This window comes from Sphingomonas lycopersici (assembly GCF_026130605.1).
Lineage (GTDB): Bacteria > Pseudomonadota > Alphaproteobacteria > Sphingomonadales > Sphingomonadaceae > Sphingomonas > Sphingomonas lycopersici.
This window is the reverse complement of the sequence record NZ_JANFAU010000010.1, coordinates 33,659-49,241: the sequence shown is the minus strand read 5'-3', so window position 1 is coordinate 49,241 and position 15,583 is coordinate 33,659. Positions and strand designations below refer to the sequence as shown.

Below are 15,583 nucleotides of genomic sequence, written 5' to 3'. Positions count from 1 at the left end.
GTATGAGGCGCGCGCGCCGGTATCCTCGCCGGCCAACCCGCCCCCGCCCCCTCCCTTGCTCAAGGGAGGGGAAACGAGAAGGATTAAGCCACGTATTTCGCGGTCGTCTTCGCCGCAACTTCCTCCGCACTCACCCCCTCGGCGAGCTCGACCAGCCGGAACGGTGCGCCCTGGCCCTCGCGCTGGAACACCGCGAGATCGGTGATGATCATATCGACCACATTCTTCCCGGTCAGCGGCAGCGTGCAGGCGGGGATGAACTTCGGATCGCCGTTCTTCGAGGTATGTTCCATCACGACGATGATCTTCTTGACCCCCGCGACGAGATCCATCGCGCCGCCCATCCCCTTGATCATCTTGCCGGGGATCATCCAGTTGGCGATGTCGCCATTTTCGGCGACTTCCATCGCGCCGAGCACGGTCAGGTCGATGTGCCCGCCGCGGATCATCGCGAAGCTCTGCTCGGAGCCGAAATAGACCGATTGCGGCAGCTCGCTGATCGTCTGCTTGCCGGCGTTGATCAGATCGGGGTCGACCTCGTCGTCATAAGGGAACGGCCCGATCCCGAGCATCCCGTTCTCCGACTGCAGCGTCACTTCCACCCCGGCCGGGATATGGTTGGCGACGAGCGTCGGGATGCCGATGCCGAGGTTGACGTAGAAACCGTCCTGCAATTCGCGTGCGGCGCGTGCCGCCATCTGGTTGCGATCCCAAGCCATCACGCATTCTCCCGCTGGCGGGTGGTTCGGAATTCGATCTTCTTGTCGTAGGGCGCGCCGACGATCAGCCGCTTCACGTAGATGCCGGGCAGATGGATCGCATCGGGATCGAGGCTGCCGACCGGCACCACTTCCTCGACCTCGGCGACGCACACCTTGCCCGCGGTCGCCATCGGCTGGTTGAAGTTGCGCGCGGTCTTGCGGAAGATGAGGTTGCCCGCCTCGTCGGCCTTCCAGCCCTTGATGATGCTGAGATCGGCGCGGATCCCGCGTTCCAGGATATATTCCTGCCCGTCGAACACCTTGACCTCCTTGCCCTCGGCCACCTGGGTGCCGACGCCGGTCTTGGTGTAGAAGCCGGGGATCCCCGCCCCGCCCGCGCGGCAGCGCTCGGCGAGCGTGCCCTGCGGGCAGAATTCGACCTCGAGCTCGCCCGCCAGATATTGCCGCTCGAACTCCTTGTTCTCGCCGACATAGGAGGAGATCATCTTCCTGACCTGGCGCGAGCGGAGCAGCTTGCCGAGCCCCTCGCCGTCGATCCCGGCGTTGTTGCTGGCGATGGTGAGGTCCTTGGTCCCGGCGGCGAGCAACGCGTCGATCAGCCGCTCGGGAATGCCGCACAGGCCGAAGCCGCCGGCACAGATCGTCATGCCATCGAACAACAGGCCGTCGAGCGCGGCGGCGGCGTCGGGGTAGAGCTTCTTCATCGGCGGTGACTCTCCGTTCGTCCGCGCCGCGATTAGCGAGGGTGGTGCGCCGCGGCAAGAAGCCAACTCCCCCTCCCCCTTCTTACTCCCCTCCCTCGTGAAGGGAGGGGCTGGGGGTGGGTGGGTATGAGGCTGGCGCAACGATGCGCGCGCAGGCCAACCCGCCCCCCACCCTTCCTTTGTTCAAGGGAGGGGAGAGATCGAACCCATTAGTTTTACTTAATAATATATGAAGCGACGCAACGTCACTCGTGTGAACTTCGTGAACTTTGGCGGCCTCAGAACAGCCCGCGCTCGATCCCCAGCGCGTCGGCGAGATCGTCGAGCGCCTGCGCCTCGCCCTCGACCTTGATCGCATGCATGCCGAGCTCGGCGGCCGGCTTGCAGTTGATCCCGAGGTCGTCGAGATAGATGCACGACGTCGCCGGCTTGGCGAAATGCGCGAGCATCATCTGGTAGATGCGCGGATCGGGCTTGCGCACGCCGACCTTGCTCGATTCGATCACGCAATCGAACCGCGCGAGCACCGCGGACACCGCCTGCGCACGCTCGCTGCTGCGCTCCATCCCCGCGCCCTCGCCCGACGGCACATTGTTGGTGATGCACCCGAGGTGATAGCCGTGGCGCTTGAGCCAATCGAGCGCGTGGACCATCCGCGGGCGGATATCCCCCGCCAGCACGCCGAGCACATCCTCGCCGCGCAGCTCGTGCCCCAAGGCCTTGGCCTCCTCGGCGAAGGCGGCGTCGAACCCGGCCGAATCGATCTCCGCCCGCTCGAACCGCGCCCAGGCATTGTCGTCGGGCGACAGCGCGTTGACCTTGCGGATGAAGTCTTTGGGCAGGCCGCGGGCGCGCTCCAGCCGGTTGAAAGCCTCGAACGGGGAGGAAGTGACCACCCCGCCAAAGTCGAAGATCACGGTATCGTGCTGCATCAACTTCGCCCCGTGCCGCGAGCCGGCGCGACGCGCAAGCCCCCCATCGCTACAAAGTTGCGCCCGCGATATGCCCGACGACATAAGTGACCAGCATCGCCAGCGCCCCCCAGAAGGTGACGCGCAGCGCCCCCTTTGCCGCGCTCGCCCCGCCGGCCTGCGCCCCGATCGCTCCCAGCGCCGCGAGCAGCACCAGCGCGACCAGCGGCACCGACCAGACCAACGTCGCGACCGGCGCGAGCAGCACGGTGAGCATCGGCGCCGCCCCGCCGGCGAAGAAGCTCGCGGCGGAGGCGAATGCCGCCTGCACCGGGCGCGCGGTCGCCGCCGCGGTCAGCCCCAGTTCGTCGCGGACATGCGCGGAAAGCGCGTCATGCGCGCTCATCTGGGTCGCGACCTGCTCGGCCAGCGTTTCGTCGAGCCCGCGCGCGCGATAGATCGCCGCGAGCTCGCGGTGCTCGCCGTCGGGATCGTCGGCGAGTTCGGCGGCCTCGCGCGCGCGCTCGGCGGCCTCGGCATCGGCCTGGCTGCTGACCGAGACGAACTCGCCCGCCGCCATCGACATCGCCCCCGCGACCAGCCCGGCAAGCCCCGCGAGCAGGATCGCCGACACCCCGGGCCGCGCCGCCGCGACCCCGACGATGATGCTCGATACCGAGAGGATACCGTCATTCGCCCCCAGCACCGCGGCGCGCAACCAGCCGATCCGATCGACGACATGATGTTCGCGGTGGCGGGGACGCATGGATCAATATTCCAGCTTGAGGCCGGGGCGCTTCCACCGCGTCTTCACCAGCCGCCCGGTCCCCGAAAGCGTGATCCACGCGTCCATCATATCCTCGCCGCCGAAACAGATGTTGGTGGTGAAGATATCGTCGGTCGCGACGAATTCGACCAGGTCACCCTCGGGCGAGATCACGCTGATCCCGCTTTCCCCGATCGTCGCGACGCAGACATTGCCCGACGCCTCGACCGCGAGCGAATCGAAGAATTTATAACCGGCGGGGCGATAGAGCGGGATCCCCGGTCCGCCCGGCCCCGCATCCGGCGCGACCTTGCCGGGGGCGGTGATGTTGAACTTCATCAGCCGGCAGGTGTAGGTTTCGGCGGCGTAAAGCGTCTTGCCGTCGGGTGAGAGCCCGCAGCCATTGGGGTTGTTCGACGGGAAGATCACTTCTTCCAGATGGCTGCCGTCGGTCTTGCCGTAGAAGATGCCGACGATGTCGTGGCAGCGCTTGGCGTAATCGACCTTGCCGTGATCGGTGAACCAGAAGCCGCCGAATTGATCGAACACGATATCGTTCGGCCCGCGCAGGATGCAGCCGAAGTCGCCCGATTTGTAGAGCAGCTCGACCTTGCCGGTCGCGGGGTCGATCCGCTCGATCCGCCCGCCGGAATAGTTTTGCGCGATGCCGTGCGGGGCGAGATAGCCGTTCGCCTCGTGATATTCGAACCCGCCGTTGTTGCAGCAATAGAGCATCCCGTCCGGCCCCATCGCCAGCCCGTTGGGGCCGCCGCCCGGCGTCGCGACAATTTCCTTGGCGCCGTCGGGGGTCACGCGGGTAATTCGCCCGGCCTCGATCTCCACCAGGATGATGCTGCCGTCGGGCATCCACACCGGGCCTTCGGGGAAACGCAGGCCATCGGCCACCAGGGTGAAATCGCTCACGCCGCTCTCCTTGCTCTCGTTTCGGCGGAGGATTGTCTAAGGCGCCCGACTTAGCAATAGCCGCCTTCCGCCGCCGCCGCTGCCCGGCTAGACCCCTCGCCTATGGAGAACAAAAACCGCACCGGAGGGCGCATCCTCGTCGACCAGCTCGTCGCGCAGGGCTGCGATCGTATCTTCACCGTGCCGGGGGAGAGCTTCCTCGCGGTGCTCGATGCCCTGGTCGACGTGCCCGCGATCGAGGTGGTGACGTGCCGGCAGGAAGGCGGGGTCGCATTCATGGCCTGCGCCGACGGCGCGCTGACCGGGCGGCCCGGCGTCGCCTTCGTCACCCGCGGCCCCGGCGCGACCAATGCCTCGATCGGGGTGCATGTCGCGATGCAGGACAGCCAGCCGATGATCCTGTTCGTCGGCGATGTCGATCGCGGCACGCGCGATCGCGAGGCGTTTCAGGAGATCAATTTCGAGGCGATGTTCGCGCCGATCGCCAAATGGGCGGCGCGGATCGACGACGCGCGGCGCATCCCCGAATATGTCGCGCGGGCCTATGCCGTGGCGATGAACGGCCGCCCCGGCCCGGTGGTGCTCGCGCTGCCCGAGGATATGCTGCTCGACGAGGTGGAAGCAATCGACCGCCCACGCGTCGAGCGCGTCGCCCAGGCCCCCGATGCCGCGGCGATCGACCGGCTCGCCGAGATGCTCGCCGCCGCCGAGCGCCCGATCGCGATCATCGGCGGCGCGGGGTGGGACAATGATGCCGCGCGCGATCTCGCCGCCTGGGCCGATCGCTGCGAGGTGCCGCTGGTCGCCGCCTTCCGCCGGCAGGATGCGGTGCCCAACGACAGCCCGGCCTATGCGGGCAACCTCGGCTATGGCCCCAATCCCAAGCTCGTCGCGCGAGTCAAGGCGGCCGACCTGCTGCTCGTCGTCGGCGCGCGACTGGGCGAGGCGACGACCGACGGCTATACGCTGATCACCCCCGATCATCCCGGTCAGCGGCTGATCCACGTCCACCCCGACGCCGACGAGCTCGGGATGACCTATGCCACCGATTTGCCGATCGCGGCGTCGATGGCCGCCTTTGCGGCGGCGGTCGCGGCGGTCGACGCCCCGGCACGCGCCGATGCGGCAGCCGCGCATGACGATTATCGCGACTGGTCGACCCCGCGCCCGCGCGACGGGGTGGTGATGGATCTCGGCCCGTGCGTCGGGACGATGCGGGAAAAGCTGCCGGCGGACACGATCATCTGCAACGGCGCGGGCAATTTCTCGGGCTGGTGGCATCGTTACTGGCCCTATGCCGGGCCGGGGACCCAGCTCGCCCCGACCGCCGGCGCGATGGGCTATGGCGTGCCCGCGGCGGTCGCCGCCTCGCTGCGCCGCCCGGGGCGGACAGTCGTCGCGCTCGCCGGCGACGGCGATTTCCTGATGAACGGGCAGGAACTGGCGACCGCCGCGCAGCACGGCTGCGACCTGATCGTGATCCTGGTCGACAATGGCGCCTATGGCACGATCCGCATGCATCAGGAGCGCGAATATCCGGGGCGGGTTTCGGCGACCCGGCTCGCCAACCCCGATTTCGCCGCGCTGGCGCGCGCTTATGGCGGCTGGGCCGAGACGGTGACGCGGACCGCGGACTTCGCGCCCGCGCTCGATCGCGCCCTGGCCGAGCGCGGAATGCGGCTGCTCCACGTCAAGACCGATATCGAGCAGATCACCGCCGGCACCACCTTGTCGGCGGTCGCGAAGCGGTAGGGCCACGCCCTACCGCCCCGCTTGCATCAGAAGCGCAGCCCGACGCCGGTCAGGATGCCGTTGGTCGAATAGCCGTCGCCATAATTGGCGTAGCGATATTCGCTCTTGAGATAGGCCGTGGGCGAAAGCTTCACCTCGGCGCCGGCGGCGAGCAGCACGCCGTCGAGATCGCGCACCTGATCGACCTCGCGCACCTGGAGGTTGGAATAGCCGACCTTGCCGTAAAGCAGCGTATTGGCGGTGAGCGGCGTCCCGATCCGCCCCGCGACGTCGAATTCGCGCCGGCTGCGCAGCGCGTCCTGGGCGTAGGAAACGTCGGAGAAGGTCATCCCCGCCTCGGCGCCGATCAGCATATGCGGCGATACCGCTTTGTCATAGCCGAGCGCGAAGCCGTAACCCACGTCGCTCGCCTTGTCGCGCCCCGCGCCGCCGATGTTGCTGACGTCGAAACGCAGCTGATCGAGCCCGACCAGCGCCTCGACCCGCGGGCCCTGGAACGCGGTGGCATCCTGCGCGGCGGCCGGCGTCGCCGCGCACAGCGCCGAAAGCACCGCCAGCGCGGCAACCGGGGCAGGAAAATACTGGAACATCGTCTTACTCCTCGAAACATCGCCGCCCGCCAAAGGAGGCGGACGACGCACGAGGAAAAGCACCGCGGGCTCTCGCCGTTATTGCGCGGCGTTGCAGGAATAAGGCGCCTTTGCGGCCAATTGTCGCGATCGTTTCAGGGGTGACGCATGAAGTGAGCAAGATCGGGAACGACAGCCGCGCCGGCTTCCCATAGCGTCGCCGCGAAAGGAGACGAGCGATGCAGACCACCCAGCGTGCGCGTTATGCCGAACGGATCGAGCGAGCGATTGCGCTTCTGGAACGGCGAGCCCGCGCCGGCGAGCCGCCCGCGCTCGCCGATCTGGCGGCCGCAGCGGCACTGTCCGATTATCATTTCCATCGCATATTCCGCGTGATGACCGGGGAAACGGTGGGCGCCGCGGTGACGCGCGTGCGCCTCGGCGGAAGCTTGCCCGTGCTCGACAAAGGCGTCACGGCCGCCGCGGGTCATAGCGGCTATGCGACGGCCCAGGCTTATGCCCGTGCGCTGAAAGCGGCGGCCGGCACGACCGCAACCAATTTGCGCGACGATCGCAACCGGCGCGACGAGGTGGCGGCTGCGTTCGCTCAGCCCGCAATAAGCACATCGGAACCCGCTCCGCCGCTGACCATCACCATTACGTCCTTCGCCCCGTTGCGGCTGGCAGCGCTGCGTAACGTCGGCGATTATACCGAGCTGAATGGGGCCTATACCCGGCTGTACGAACTATTGATGGAGCAGATCGCACCGGAAGAGATTACCGGCATCTACGGCATTCCGCACGACGATCCACGCGAAGTGGCGGGCAAAGATTGCCGCTACGATTGTGCGTTTGCCACGGCGTCCCCGCTTGCTCCCATCAGTGGGATTACGACGATCGATCTGCCCGGCGGCCTCGCGCTGTTCATGAGTCACGCGGGCGACTATGACCTGATCGAGGCGAGTGCCGACGCGCTATACGCCGAGGCGGTGGCCGCCGACATACCGGTTAGCGCGGCGCCGTTACTGATCCATGCTCTTGACGACCCGGATGAAGTGGCCGCGGCGGATCTGCGCGCCACCGTCTATCTGCCCCTTCAGGCGTAACGACACCGAAGGGGCGTCGATCAGATATCGTCGCCGAGCTTTTCGCGTATCCTGGCGATCGATGCCGATGCCCTGCCTTCGCGTCGCTTAACCGCATCGCGCGCCTCGTGATCGACTGGATTGCCGGGATCGGCACGAAGGATCGCCGGCTTGGCTATGCCGTCGACCCGGTTGCTCAGTTCGCTCATCGTCGGTCTCCCGCGAACCCCGCACGGGTCAACGGGCGATCGGCCGCAACGGTTCCTCAGATCAGCCCGGCGAGCGGGCTCGACGGATCGGCGTAGCGGCGCTTGCCCATGCGGCCGGCGCGATAGCTCAGCCGCCCCGCCTCGACCGCCGCCTTCATCGCCGCGGCCATCAGGATCGGGTCCTTGGCCTCGGCGATCGCGGTGTTCATCAGCACGCCGTCGCAGCCCAATTCCATCGCGCGCGCAGCATCGGATGCCTGCCCGACCCCGGCGTCGACCAGCACCGGGACAGTGGCGCCCTCGACGATCAGCCGGATCGTCACCTCGTTCTGGATCCCCAGCCCCGAGCCGATCGGCGCGCCCAGCGGCATGATCGCCACCGCACCGGCATCCTCCAGCCGCTTCGCCGCGATCGGATCGTCGACGCAATAGACCATCGGCAGGAAGCCTTCCTTGGCCAGCACCTCGGTCGCGCGCAGCGTCTCGACCATATCGGGGTAGAGCGTGCGCGCCTCGCCCAGCACCTCGAGCTTGACGAGATCCCAGCCCCCCGCCTCGCGCGCCAGCCGCAGCGTGCGGATCGCCTCCTCGGCGGTGAAACAGCCCGCGGTATTGGGGAGATAAGTGATCTTCTCGGGGTCGATGAAATCGGTCAGCATCGGCGCGGTGGGATCGCTGACGTTGACGCGGCGCACCGCAACGGTGACGATCTCCGCCCCCGACGCCTGGAGCGCGGCGGCATTCTGCGCGAAATCCTTGTACTTGCCGGTGCCGACGATCAGCCGCGAGCGGAAGGTGCGCCCCGCCACCGTCCAGGTGTCCTCGTCGAACGACGCGGCATGATCGCCGCCGCCGACGAAATGAACGATCTCCAGCTCGTCGCCGTCCTCGACCAGCACCGCGCCCAGCGTCGAGCGCGGCACCACCTCCAGATTGCGCTCGACCGCCACTTTCTCCGGCGCCAGCCCGAGTTCACTGGCGAGCCCGGCGAGCGAGAGGCCGGCCGTGACGCGGCGATGCTCGCCGTTCACGGTGATCGAGATGGTGCCGTCGGTGTGAGTCATGCCGCGCCATCTAGGGCCCAGACCCTTAGCCGGCAATGGTCTGGGCCCTCGGGTTCAAATGCAATCAGGGCAACGCGGTGGCGGCAATGTTGCGCTCGGCGGCGTGCAATGCGAGAAGGCGCCGCGATGACCGGCCTTATCTATGTTCTCAACGGCCCCAACCTCAACCTGCTCGGCACGCGCGAGCCGGAAATCTACGGCCATGACACGCTCGACGATATCGCCGGGCGGCTGGAGGATCGCGCGCGCGAACTGGGGCTGGAGATCGACATGCGCCAGTCGAACCACGAGGGCCACCTCGTCGACTGGCTCCACGAGGCGCAGGCGCGCGATGCGCGCGCCGTGATCCTCAACGCCGCCGCCTTCACCCACACCTCGGTCGCGCTGCTCGATGCGATCAAGGCGGTGCGCACGCCGGTGATCGAGGTCCATCTGTCGAACCCTCACACGCGGGAGGAATTCCGCCATGTCTCTTTCGTCGGGCGCGCGGCGAAGGGCACGATCGCGGGGTTCGGCGCAACATCCTATATGCTCGCGCTTGAAGCGGCGGCGCGGTTCTGACAGAGCGCGCGCCCTGCACTTCCCAGGGGGGTTTTGGTCGCAATGGCTGACAATGAAGACAATAAGGGCGCGATGAAGGTCGATGTCGGGCTGGTGCGCCAGCTCGCCGAGCTCCTCGATACGACCCAGCTTACCGAGATCGAGGTCGAGGACGGCGATCGCAAGATCCGCGTTGCGCGCAAGGTGAGCGCGGCGGCGGCACCGGCGGTGCATTATGCGCCCGCCCCGGCGGCGGCGCCCCTCGCGGCACCCGCGGCCGCAGCCGAAGCGCCGGCCGCCGCGCCGAGCCACGCCAATGCGGTGCGCTCGCCGATGGTCGGCACGGTCTATCTCGCCGCCGAGCCGGGCGCCGCGCCGTTCATCGCGGCCGGCACGCAGGTCAAGGCGGGCGACACCTTGCTGATCGTCGAGGCGATGAAGGTGATGAACCCGATCACCGCCCCGGCTGCCGGCACGGTGAAGGCCGTGCTGGTCGAAAACGGCCAGCCGGTCGAATTCGATCAGCCGCTCGTTGTCGTTGAGTGATCTTTAGCCCCGCCGTTCGGGCTGAGCTGGTCGAAGCCCTGTCCTTTCTTCCGATGAGGAAGGGCAGCCCTTCGACAGGCTCAGGGCGAACGGTGGGCATATAGGCTCTATTTTCCATGCCCCAGATCAAGAAACTGCTGATCGCCAACCGCGGCGAGATCGCGCTCCGCATCCATCGCGCCTGCCATGAGATGGGGATCAAGACCGTCGCGGTGCATTCCACCGCGGACGCCGATGCGATGCACGTCCGGCTGGCGGACGAGGCGATCTGCATCGGGCCGCCGGCGGCCGCCGATTCGTATCTCAACATCCCCAACATCATCTCCGCCGCGGAGATTTCGGGCGCGGATGCGATCCACCCCGGATACGGCTTCCTCTCGGAGAACGCCAAATTCGCCGAGATCGTCGAGGCGCACGGGCTGATCTTCGTCGGGCCGAAGCCCGAACATATCCGCATCATGGGCGACAAGGTCGCGGCCAAGCGCACCGCCGGCGCGCTCGGGCTGCCGCTCGTCCCGGGGTCGGACGGCGCGATCAGCGATGTCGAAGAGGCGAAGAAGCTCGCCGCGGAGATCGGCTATCCGGTGCTGATCAAGGCCGCGAGCGGCGGCGGCGGGCGCGGGATGAAGGTCGTGCCGAGCGAGGATCAGCTCGAAACGCTGATGCAGCAGGCGGGCAGCGAGGCCAAGGCGGCGTTCGGCGACGCGACCGTCTATATGGAGAAATATCTCGGCAACCCGCGCCACATCGAATTCCAGGTGTTCGGCGACGGCGAGGGCAATGCGATCCATCTGGGCGAGCGCGATTGCTCGCTCCAGCGCCGCCACCAGAAGGTGCTTGAGGAGGCCCCCTCCCCCGTCATCACCGAGGCCGAGCGCGAGCGGATGGGCGGGATCGTTTCCAAGGCGATGGCCGACATGGGCTATCGCGGCGCGGGGACGATCGAATTCCTGTGGGAAGACGGCGAGTTCTACTTCATCGAGATGAACACCCGGCTGCAGGTCGAACATCCGGTGACCGAGGCGGTGACCGGGCTCGATCTCGTCCGCGAACAGATCCGCATCGCCGAGGGGCATCCGCTCACCCTGCGCCAGCAGGACGTGCATATCCGCGGCCATGCGATCGAATGCCGCATCAACGCCGAGGATCCGCGCACCTTCGCCCCCTCGCCGGGGCTGGTGAAGCAATATCACGCGCCGGGCGGGATGCATGTCCGCGTCGATTCGGGGCTCTACGCCGGCTATAAGGTGCCGCCTTATTACGACAGCATGATCGCCAAGCTGATCGTCTACGGCACCACCCGGCAGGGCGCGCTGCGGCGGCTGCGCCGCGCGCTGGAGGAATTCGTCATCGAGGGGATGAAGACCACCATTCCGCTGCACCAGGCATTGCTCGACGATCCCGAATTCCAGCAGGGCCAATATACGATCAAATGGCTCGAGGAGTGGCTGGCGCGGCAGGGCGAATAGCCTCGTCGCGCCGCCCGCCCGCTTCGCCGCACCCGCAGTTCATGCGGATATCGGCATAGGTTATTGTTAATCATAAAATAACCGTCGTCGGCTGCCGGCGACGGACAGGGGTCGCATAACGCTCATCAGGAGATTTCGTTATGCGAAATTCGATCGGTCTTTCCGCCGCCATCTTGGCCGCCGCGATCGCGCCGGCCGCGGCGGACGCGGCGAACGTCATCCCGAGCAACTGGTCGTCCATCACCGCCCCGGTCGGTGACGGCGTGCTGCGCCCCGGTTCGCCCTGGGGGCCCGGCTCCAACGCGCCCGCGCTCGATAGGATCGTCGACGGCATATTCGCCCCCGAACAGCATCAGTGGAACAATGATTCCTTCTGGTGGGATCAGACGCAGACTGTCTCGCCTTATTATATCACGATCCAGCTCAACCACAGTTTCTCGTTCGACCGGCTCGTTTTGCAGGGCGACGACAATGACAATTATCTCGTCGAATATTGGAGCGGCGGCGCGTGGCATTCGGCGTTCACCGCCGCCGCGGTCAACAGCTTCGGGTTGATCACGCGCGACAGCGGCATCCTCCCGAGCTTCTCCACCGATCGCTTCCGCCTCTCCGCTTTCGGCGGCGATCAATATTATGCGATCTCCGAATTCCAGGCATTTGCCGGCGGCGGCGGCGTGCCCGAACCGGCAACCTGGGCGATGATGATCCTCGGCCTCGGCGCAATCGGCGCGGCGCTGCGGCGGCGACGCCCGGCGGCGACTGTTCGCTTCACCTGACCCCTTGCCTCTCCCGCGGCGCCGCGCGACGATGCGCGCGCGGCGCGGCTGGTGCCGTTCGGGGAGGCAAAGCATGTTCATCGGCCATTACGCGCCCGCCTTCGTCGCGGCGAGCAGCCCCAAATCGCCGCGGCTCGGCGCGTTGTTCGTCGCCGCCCAACTGGTCGACATCGCCTTCTTCGTCTTCGTGCTGGTCGGGGTGGAGCATATGCGCGCCGTTCCCGGCTTCACCGCGATGAATGCGATGGACCTTTACGACATGCCCTTCACCCACAGCCTGATCGGCGCGGCAGGGTTCGCCGCCGCCTGGGCGATCGGCACGCGATGGCTCGGCGGCGGCTGGCCGGCGGCGTGGATCGGCGCGGCGGTGGTGGTGTCGCACTGGCTGCTCGACTTTCTCGTCCACGCGCCCGACCTTACCTTGTTCGGATCGGGCCAGCGCTACGGGCTGGCATTGTGGAACCACCCGGCGATCGAAATCCCGCTCGAACTCGCGCTGACCTTCGGCGCGCTGCTGTTCTACCTCACCCGTACCGAGGCGAAGGGGACCAGCGGGCGCATTTCGCCCGCGATCCTCGCGCTCGCATTGCTCGGGCTGCAGGCGTTCAACTGGCTCCAGCCGCAGCCGGCGGCGATCGTCGATCCGCTGCCCGCATCGCAGCCGGCGCTCGCGTTATTCGCTTATGCGCTGTTCGCCGCGCTCGCTTTCTGGGTGGCGCGGACGCGCGCGGTGAAGGGTGGACCGCGCGTCCGCCTCGTCTAGAATGCCAGCATGAAGGCAATCATCTGGCACAATCCGCGCTGCTCCAAGTCGCGCGAGGCGCTCGCCCTGCTCAACGAAGCCGGGGCCGAGGTCACCATCGTCGAATATCTCAAATCGCCGCCGACGCGCGACGAGCTCAAGCGCGTCTACGCGCGCGGCGGGATCGCGCCGCGCGACGCGATGCGCAAGGATGCACCCAAGTTCGCCGACAATGACGCCGCGCTCGACGCGATGGCCGCCGATTCCGCGCTGATCGAGCGCCCGGTGGTCGAAACCGAAAAGGGCGTCGTCATCGCCCGCCCGCCGGAAAAGGTGCACGAGATTCTGTGAGGCCCTTTTGGGCTCCCGCGAAGGCGGGAGCCCAGGCGGGGACACAAGGAGTTGTTCCGATCGGCTTTGCCTCGTAAGGCGCGGCGCATGACTCAGATCACGCCCGAGATCGTCGCCGAACACGGCCTGTCGCCGGAAGAATATGACCGCGTGCTCCACGCGCTGGGCCGCGAGCCCAATATGGTCGAGCTCGGCATCTTCTCGGTGATGTGGTCCGAGCATTGCAGCTACAAATCGAGCCGCATCCATCTGAAAAAGCTGCCGACCGAGGCGCCGTGGGTGATCTGCGGCCCGGGCGAGAACGCCGGCGTGATCGATATCGGCGACGGGCAGGCCGCGATCTTCAAGATGGAGAGCCACAACCACCCGAGCTATATCGAGCCCTATCAGGGCGCGGCGACCGGGGTGGGCGGCATCCTGCGCGACGTGTTCACGATGGGCGCGCGCCCGGTGGCGAACATGAACGCGCTGCGCTTCGGCCGCCCCGACCACCCCAAGATGCGCCACCTGATTTCGGGCGTGGTCCACGGCATCGGCGGCTATGGCAATTGCGTCGGCGTCCCGACGGTCGGCGGCGAGGTCAATTTCCACCCGGCCTATGACGGCAATATCCTCGTCAACGCGATGACCGTGGGGGTCGCCGATACCGACAAGATCTTCTATTCGGCCGCGTCGGGCGTCGGCAATCCGATCGTCTATGTCGGCTCCAAGACCGGGCGCGACGGCATCCACGGCGCGACGATGGCCTCGGCCGATTTCTCCGAGGATTCGGAGGAGAAGCGCCCCACCGTGCAGGTCGGCGATCCCTTCACCGAGAAACTGCTGATCGAGGCGTGCCTCGAGCTCATGTCATCCGACGCGATCGTCGCGATCCAGGACATGGGCGCGGCCGGGCTCACCTCGTCGAGCGTCGAGATGGCGTCGAAGGGCGGGGTCGGCATCGAGCTGGTGATGGACGACGTGCCGCAGCGCGAAACCGGCATGACGCCCTATGAGATGATGCTCTCCGAATCGCAGGAGCGCATGCTGATGGTGCTCAAGCCCGGCCGCGAGGGCGAGGCCGAGGCGATCTTCCGCAAATGGGAGCTCGATTTCGCGGTGATCGGGCATGTCACCGACACCGGGCGCATGGTGCTCAAGTGGAAGGGGGAGACGGTCTGCGACATCCCGCTTGGCCCGCTCGCCGACGAAGCCCCGCTCTATGATCGCCCGCACGTCCCCACCCCGCCGGCCAAGGCGCTGGTCGAGGTGCCGGAGAGCAAGGATATCGCCGCCGACCTACTGACGCTGATCGGCTCGCCCGATATCGCCAGCCGGCGGTGGATCTGGGAGCAATATGACCACATGGTCGGCGCCGATACGGCGCAGCGCCCCGGCGGCGACGCCGCGGTGGTGCGCGTCCACGGCACCGACAAGGGGCTGGCGATCTCGACCGATTGCACCCCGCGCTATTGCTTCGCCGACCCGATCGAAGGCGGCAAACAGGCGATTGCGGAAGCGTGGCGCAACCTCACCGCGGTCGGCGCGACCCCGCTCGCGGTGACCAATTGCCTCAATTTCGCCAACCCGCAGCGCCCCGAGATCATGGGGCAGATCGTCGGCTGTCTCGAGGGGATGGGCGAGGCGTGCCGCGCGCTCGATTTCCCGATCGTCTCGGGCAATGTCAGCCTCTACAACGAGAGCAAGGCGACCGGCGGCGGCTCGGCGATCCTGCCGACCCCGGCGATCGGCGGGGTCGGGCTGCTCAAGGACTGGAGCAAATCCGCGACGATCGCCTTCAAGGGATCGGGCGACGTGATCCTCGCGGTCGGCACGCGGCGCGGCGATCTCGGGCAGAGCCTGTGGCTGCGCGAATGCCATGGGCGCGAGGAAGGCCCGCCGCCGCGCGTCGATCTGGCGGCGGAAAAGGCCGCGGGCGATCTGATCCGCGGCGCGATTCTCGCCGGGCAGCTTTCGGCGGTGCATGACGTGTCCGACGGCGGCATCGCGGTGACGCTCGCCGAAATGGCGCTGGCCGGGGATATCGGCGCGATCATCGATCGCAAGCAGCCGTTCGGCTGCGCCGCTTCCTTCTTCGCCGAGGATCAGGGGGTCTATATCGTGACGGTGCACGATCATGCGCTGGCCGATTTCCTCCACAATGCGCTCGAAGCCGGGGTGGAAGCCGAGCCGCTCGGCCGCACCGGCGGCAAGCGGCTGATCTTCGAACGCCCCGATCGCGACGATGTGGTGACGCTCGACGCGCTGCGGACCGCGCACGAAGGCTTCTTCCCGCAACTGATGGGCGCGGCGTAAAGGACGCGGTCAAATAGCGTCCGGTCCCCGTTCGGGCGGAGCTTGTCGAAGCCCCGCCCTTTCTTCCTCGGAAGCAGGACAGCCCTTCGACAAGCTCAGGGCGAACGGAGGATAGCGGACGCGAACCTCGCAAAGGCGGGACAACCCTTGATCGCGTA

At 67.2% G+C, this 15,583-nt stretch carries 17 protein-coding genes; 9 read left to right on the top strand and 8 right to left on the bottom strand.

Going from position 1 to position 15,583, the window contains the following annotated elements; genetic code table 11:
- Nucleotides 1–83: 83 nt before the first annotated feature.
- The 5 genes from NED98_RS17380 to NED98_RS17360 form a co-directional block, all read right to left on the bottom strand.
- Nucleotides 84–719 (bottom strand): 3-oxoacid CoA-transferase subunit B, encoded by a 636-nt coding sequence (locus NED98_RS17380; RefSeq protein WP_265313857.1) that lies wholly within the window; start codon nt 717–719, stop codon nt 84–86.
- Nucleotides 719–1,426, bottom strand: coding sequence for a CoA transferase subunit A (locus NED98_RS17375; protein WP_179513358.1), 708 nt, complete (start codon nt 1,424–1,426; stop codon nt 719–721). Before NED98_RS17375 ends, NED98_RS17380 begins: the two co-directional genes overlap by 1 nt.
- 278 nt (nt 1,427–1,704) lie before the next feature.
- Nucleotides 1,705–2,358, bottom strand: coding sequence for an HAD-IA family hydrolase (locus NED98_RS17370; RefSeq protein WP_179513357.1), 654 nt, complete (start codon nt 2,356–2,358; stop codon nt 1,705–1,707).
- A 49-nt stretch (nt 2,359–2,407) separates the two neighbouring features.
- Complete coding sequence (locus NED98_RS17365) at nt 2,408–3,103, bottom strand: VIT1/CCC1 transporter family protein (protein WP_265313856.1); 696 nt, start codon at nt 3,101–3,103, stop codon at nt 2,408–2,410.
- A 3-nt stretch (nt 3,104–3,106) separates the two neighbouring features.
- Nucleotides 3,107–4,027: an SMP-30/gluconolactonase/LRE family protein gene (locus NED98_RS17360; protein WP_265313855.1), complete on the bottom strand. Its 921-nt coding sequence runs from the start codon at nt 4,025–4,027 to the stop codon at nt 3,107–3,109.
- Nucleotides 4,028–4,129: 102 nt separating this feature from the next.
- Here NED98_RS17360 and NED98_RS17355 point away from each other — a divergent pair, with 102 nt between their 5' ends.
- Nucleotides 4,130–5,779, top strand: a complete 1,650-nt coding sequence (locus NED98_RS17355) for a thiamine pyrophosphate-binding protein (RefSeq protein WP_265313854.1) — start codon at nt 4,130–4,132, stop codon at nt 5,777–5,779.
- 26 nt (nt 5,780–5,805) lie between these two features.
- Here the strand turns inward: NED98_RS17355 and NED98_RS17350 are convergent, their stop codons facing one another.
- Nucleotides 5,806–6,369 (bottom strand): outer membrane protein, encoded by a 564-nt coding sequence (locus NED98_RS17350; RefSeq protein WP_179513353.1) that lies wholly within the window; start codon nt 6,367–6,369, stop codon nt 5,806–5,808.
- 218 nt (nt 6,370–6,587) lie between these two features.
- On the opposite strand from NED98_RS17350, the gene NED98_RS17345 reads away from it, so the two are divergent.
- Nucleotides 6,588–7,454, top strand: coding sequence for an AraC family transcriptional regulator (locus tag NED98_RS17345; RefSeq protein WP_265269341.1), 867 nt, complete (start codon nt 6,588–6,590; stop codon nt 7,452–7,454).
- A 20-nt stretch (nt 7,455–7,474) separates the two neighbouring features.
- Here the strand turns inward: NED98_RS17345 and NED98_RS17340 are convergent, their stop codons facing one another.
- Together NED98_RS17340 and thiS are read right to left on the bottom strand one after the other, a co-directional pair.
- Nucleotides 7,475–7,642: a hypothetical protein gene (locus tag NED98_RS17340; RefSeq protein ID WP_265313853.1), complete on the bottom strand. Its 168-nt coding sequence runs from the start codon at nt 7,640–7,642 to the stop codon at nt 7,475–7,477.
- Nucleotides 7,643–7,698: 56 nt separating this feature from the next.
- A complete protein-coding gene (thiS, locus tag NED98_RS17335) occupies nt 7,699–8,706 on the bottom strand; it encodes a sulfur carrier protein ThiS (RefSeq protein WP_284699616.1) in 1,008 nt (335 codons plus the stop codon).
- Nucleotides 8,707–8,832: 126 nt separating this feature from the next.
- On the opposite strand from thiS, the gene aroQ reads away from it, so the two are divergent.
- The 7 genes from aroQ (at nt 8,833) to purL (ending at nt 15,425) form a co-directional block, all read left to right on the top strand.
- A complete protein-coding gene (gene aroQ, locus NED98_RS17325) occupies nt 8,833–9,267 on the top strand; it encodes a type II 3-dehydroquinate dehydratase (protein ID WP_179513349.1) in 435 nt (144 codons plus the stop codon).
- 42 nt (nt 9,268–9,309) lie between these two features.
- The gene (gene accB, locus NED98_RS17320) at nt 9,310–9,792 is read left to right on the top strand and encodes an acetyl-CoA carboxylase biotin carboxyl carrier protein (RefSeq protein WP_265313852.1); all 483 of its coding nucleotides are present in this window, start codon (nt 9,310–9,312) and stop codon (nt 9,790–9,792) included.
- Nucleotides 9,793–9,908: 116 nt separating this feature from the next.
- On the top strand, nt 9,909–11,261 hold the full coding sequence (accC, locus tag NED98_RS17315) for an acetyl-CoA carboxylase biotin carboxylase subunit (protein ID WP_265313850.1): 1,353 nt from the start codon (nt 9,909–9,911) through the stop codon (nt 11,259–11,261).
- Nucleotides 11,262–11,401: 140 nt separating this feature from the next.
- Complete coding sequence (locus NED98_RS17310; protein WP_265313849.1) at nt 11,402–12,037, top strand: PEPxxWA-CTERM sorting domain-containing protein; 636 nt, start codon at nt 11,402–11,404, stop codon at nt 12,035–12,037.
- 73 nt (nt 12,038–12,110) lie between these two features.
- The gene (locus NED98_RS17305; RefSeq protein WP_265313848.1) at nt 12,111–12,800 is read left to right on the top strand and encodes a hypothetical protein; all 690 of its coding nucleotides are present in this window, start codon (nt 12,111–12,113) and stop codon (nt 12,798–12,800) included.
- Nucleotides 12,801–12,809: 9 nt separating this feature from the next.
- Nucleotides 12,810–13,130, top strand: coding sequence for an ArsC/Spx/MgsR family protein (locus NED98_RS17300; RefSeq protein WP_265313847.1), 321 nt, complete (start codon nt 12,810–12,812; stop codon nt 13,128–13,130).
- 87 nt (nt 13,131–13,217) lie between these two features.
- Nucleotides 13,218–15,425 (top strand): phosphoribosylformylglycinamidine synthase subunit PurL, encoded by a 2,208-nt coding sequence (gene purL, locus NED98_RS17295; RefSeq protein ID WP_179513343.1) that lies wholly within the window; start codon nt 13,218–13,220, stop codon nt 15,423–15,425.
- The last annotated feature ends 158 nt before the right edge of the window (nt 15,426–15,583 follow it).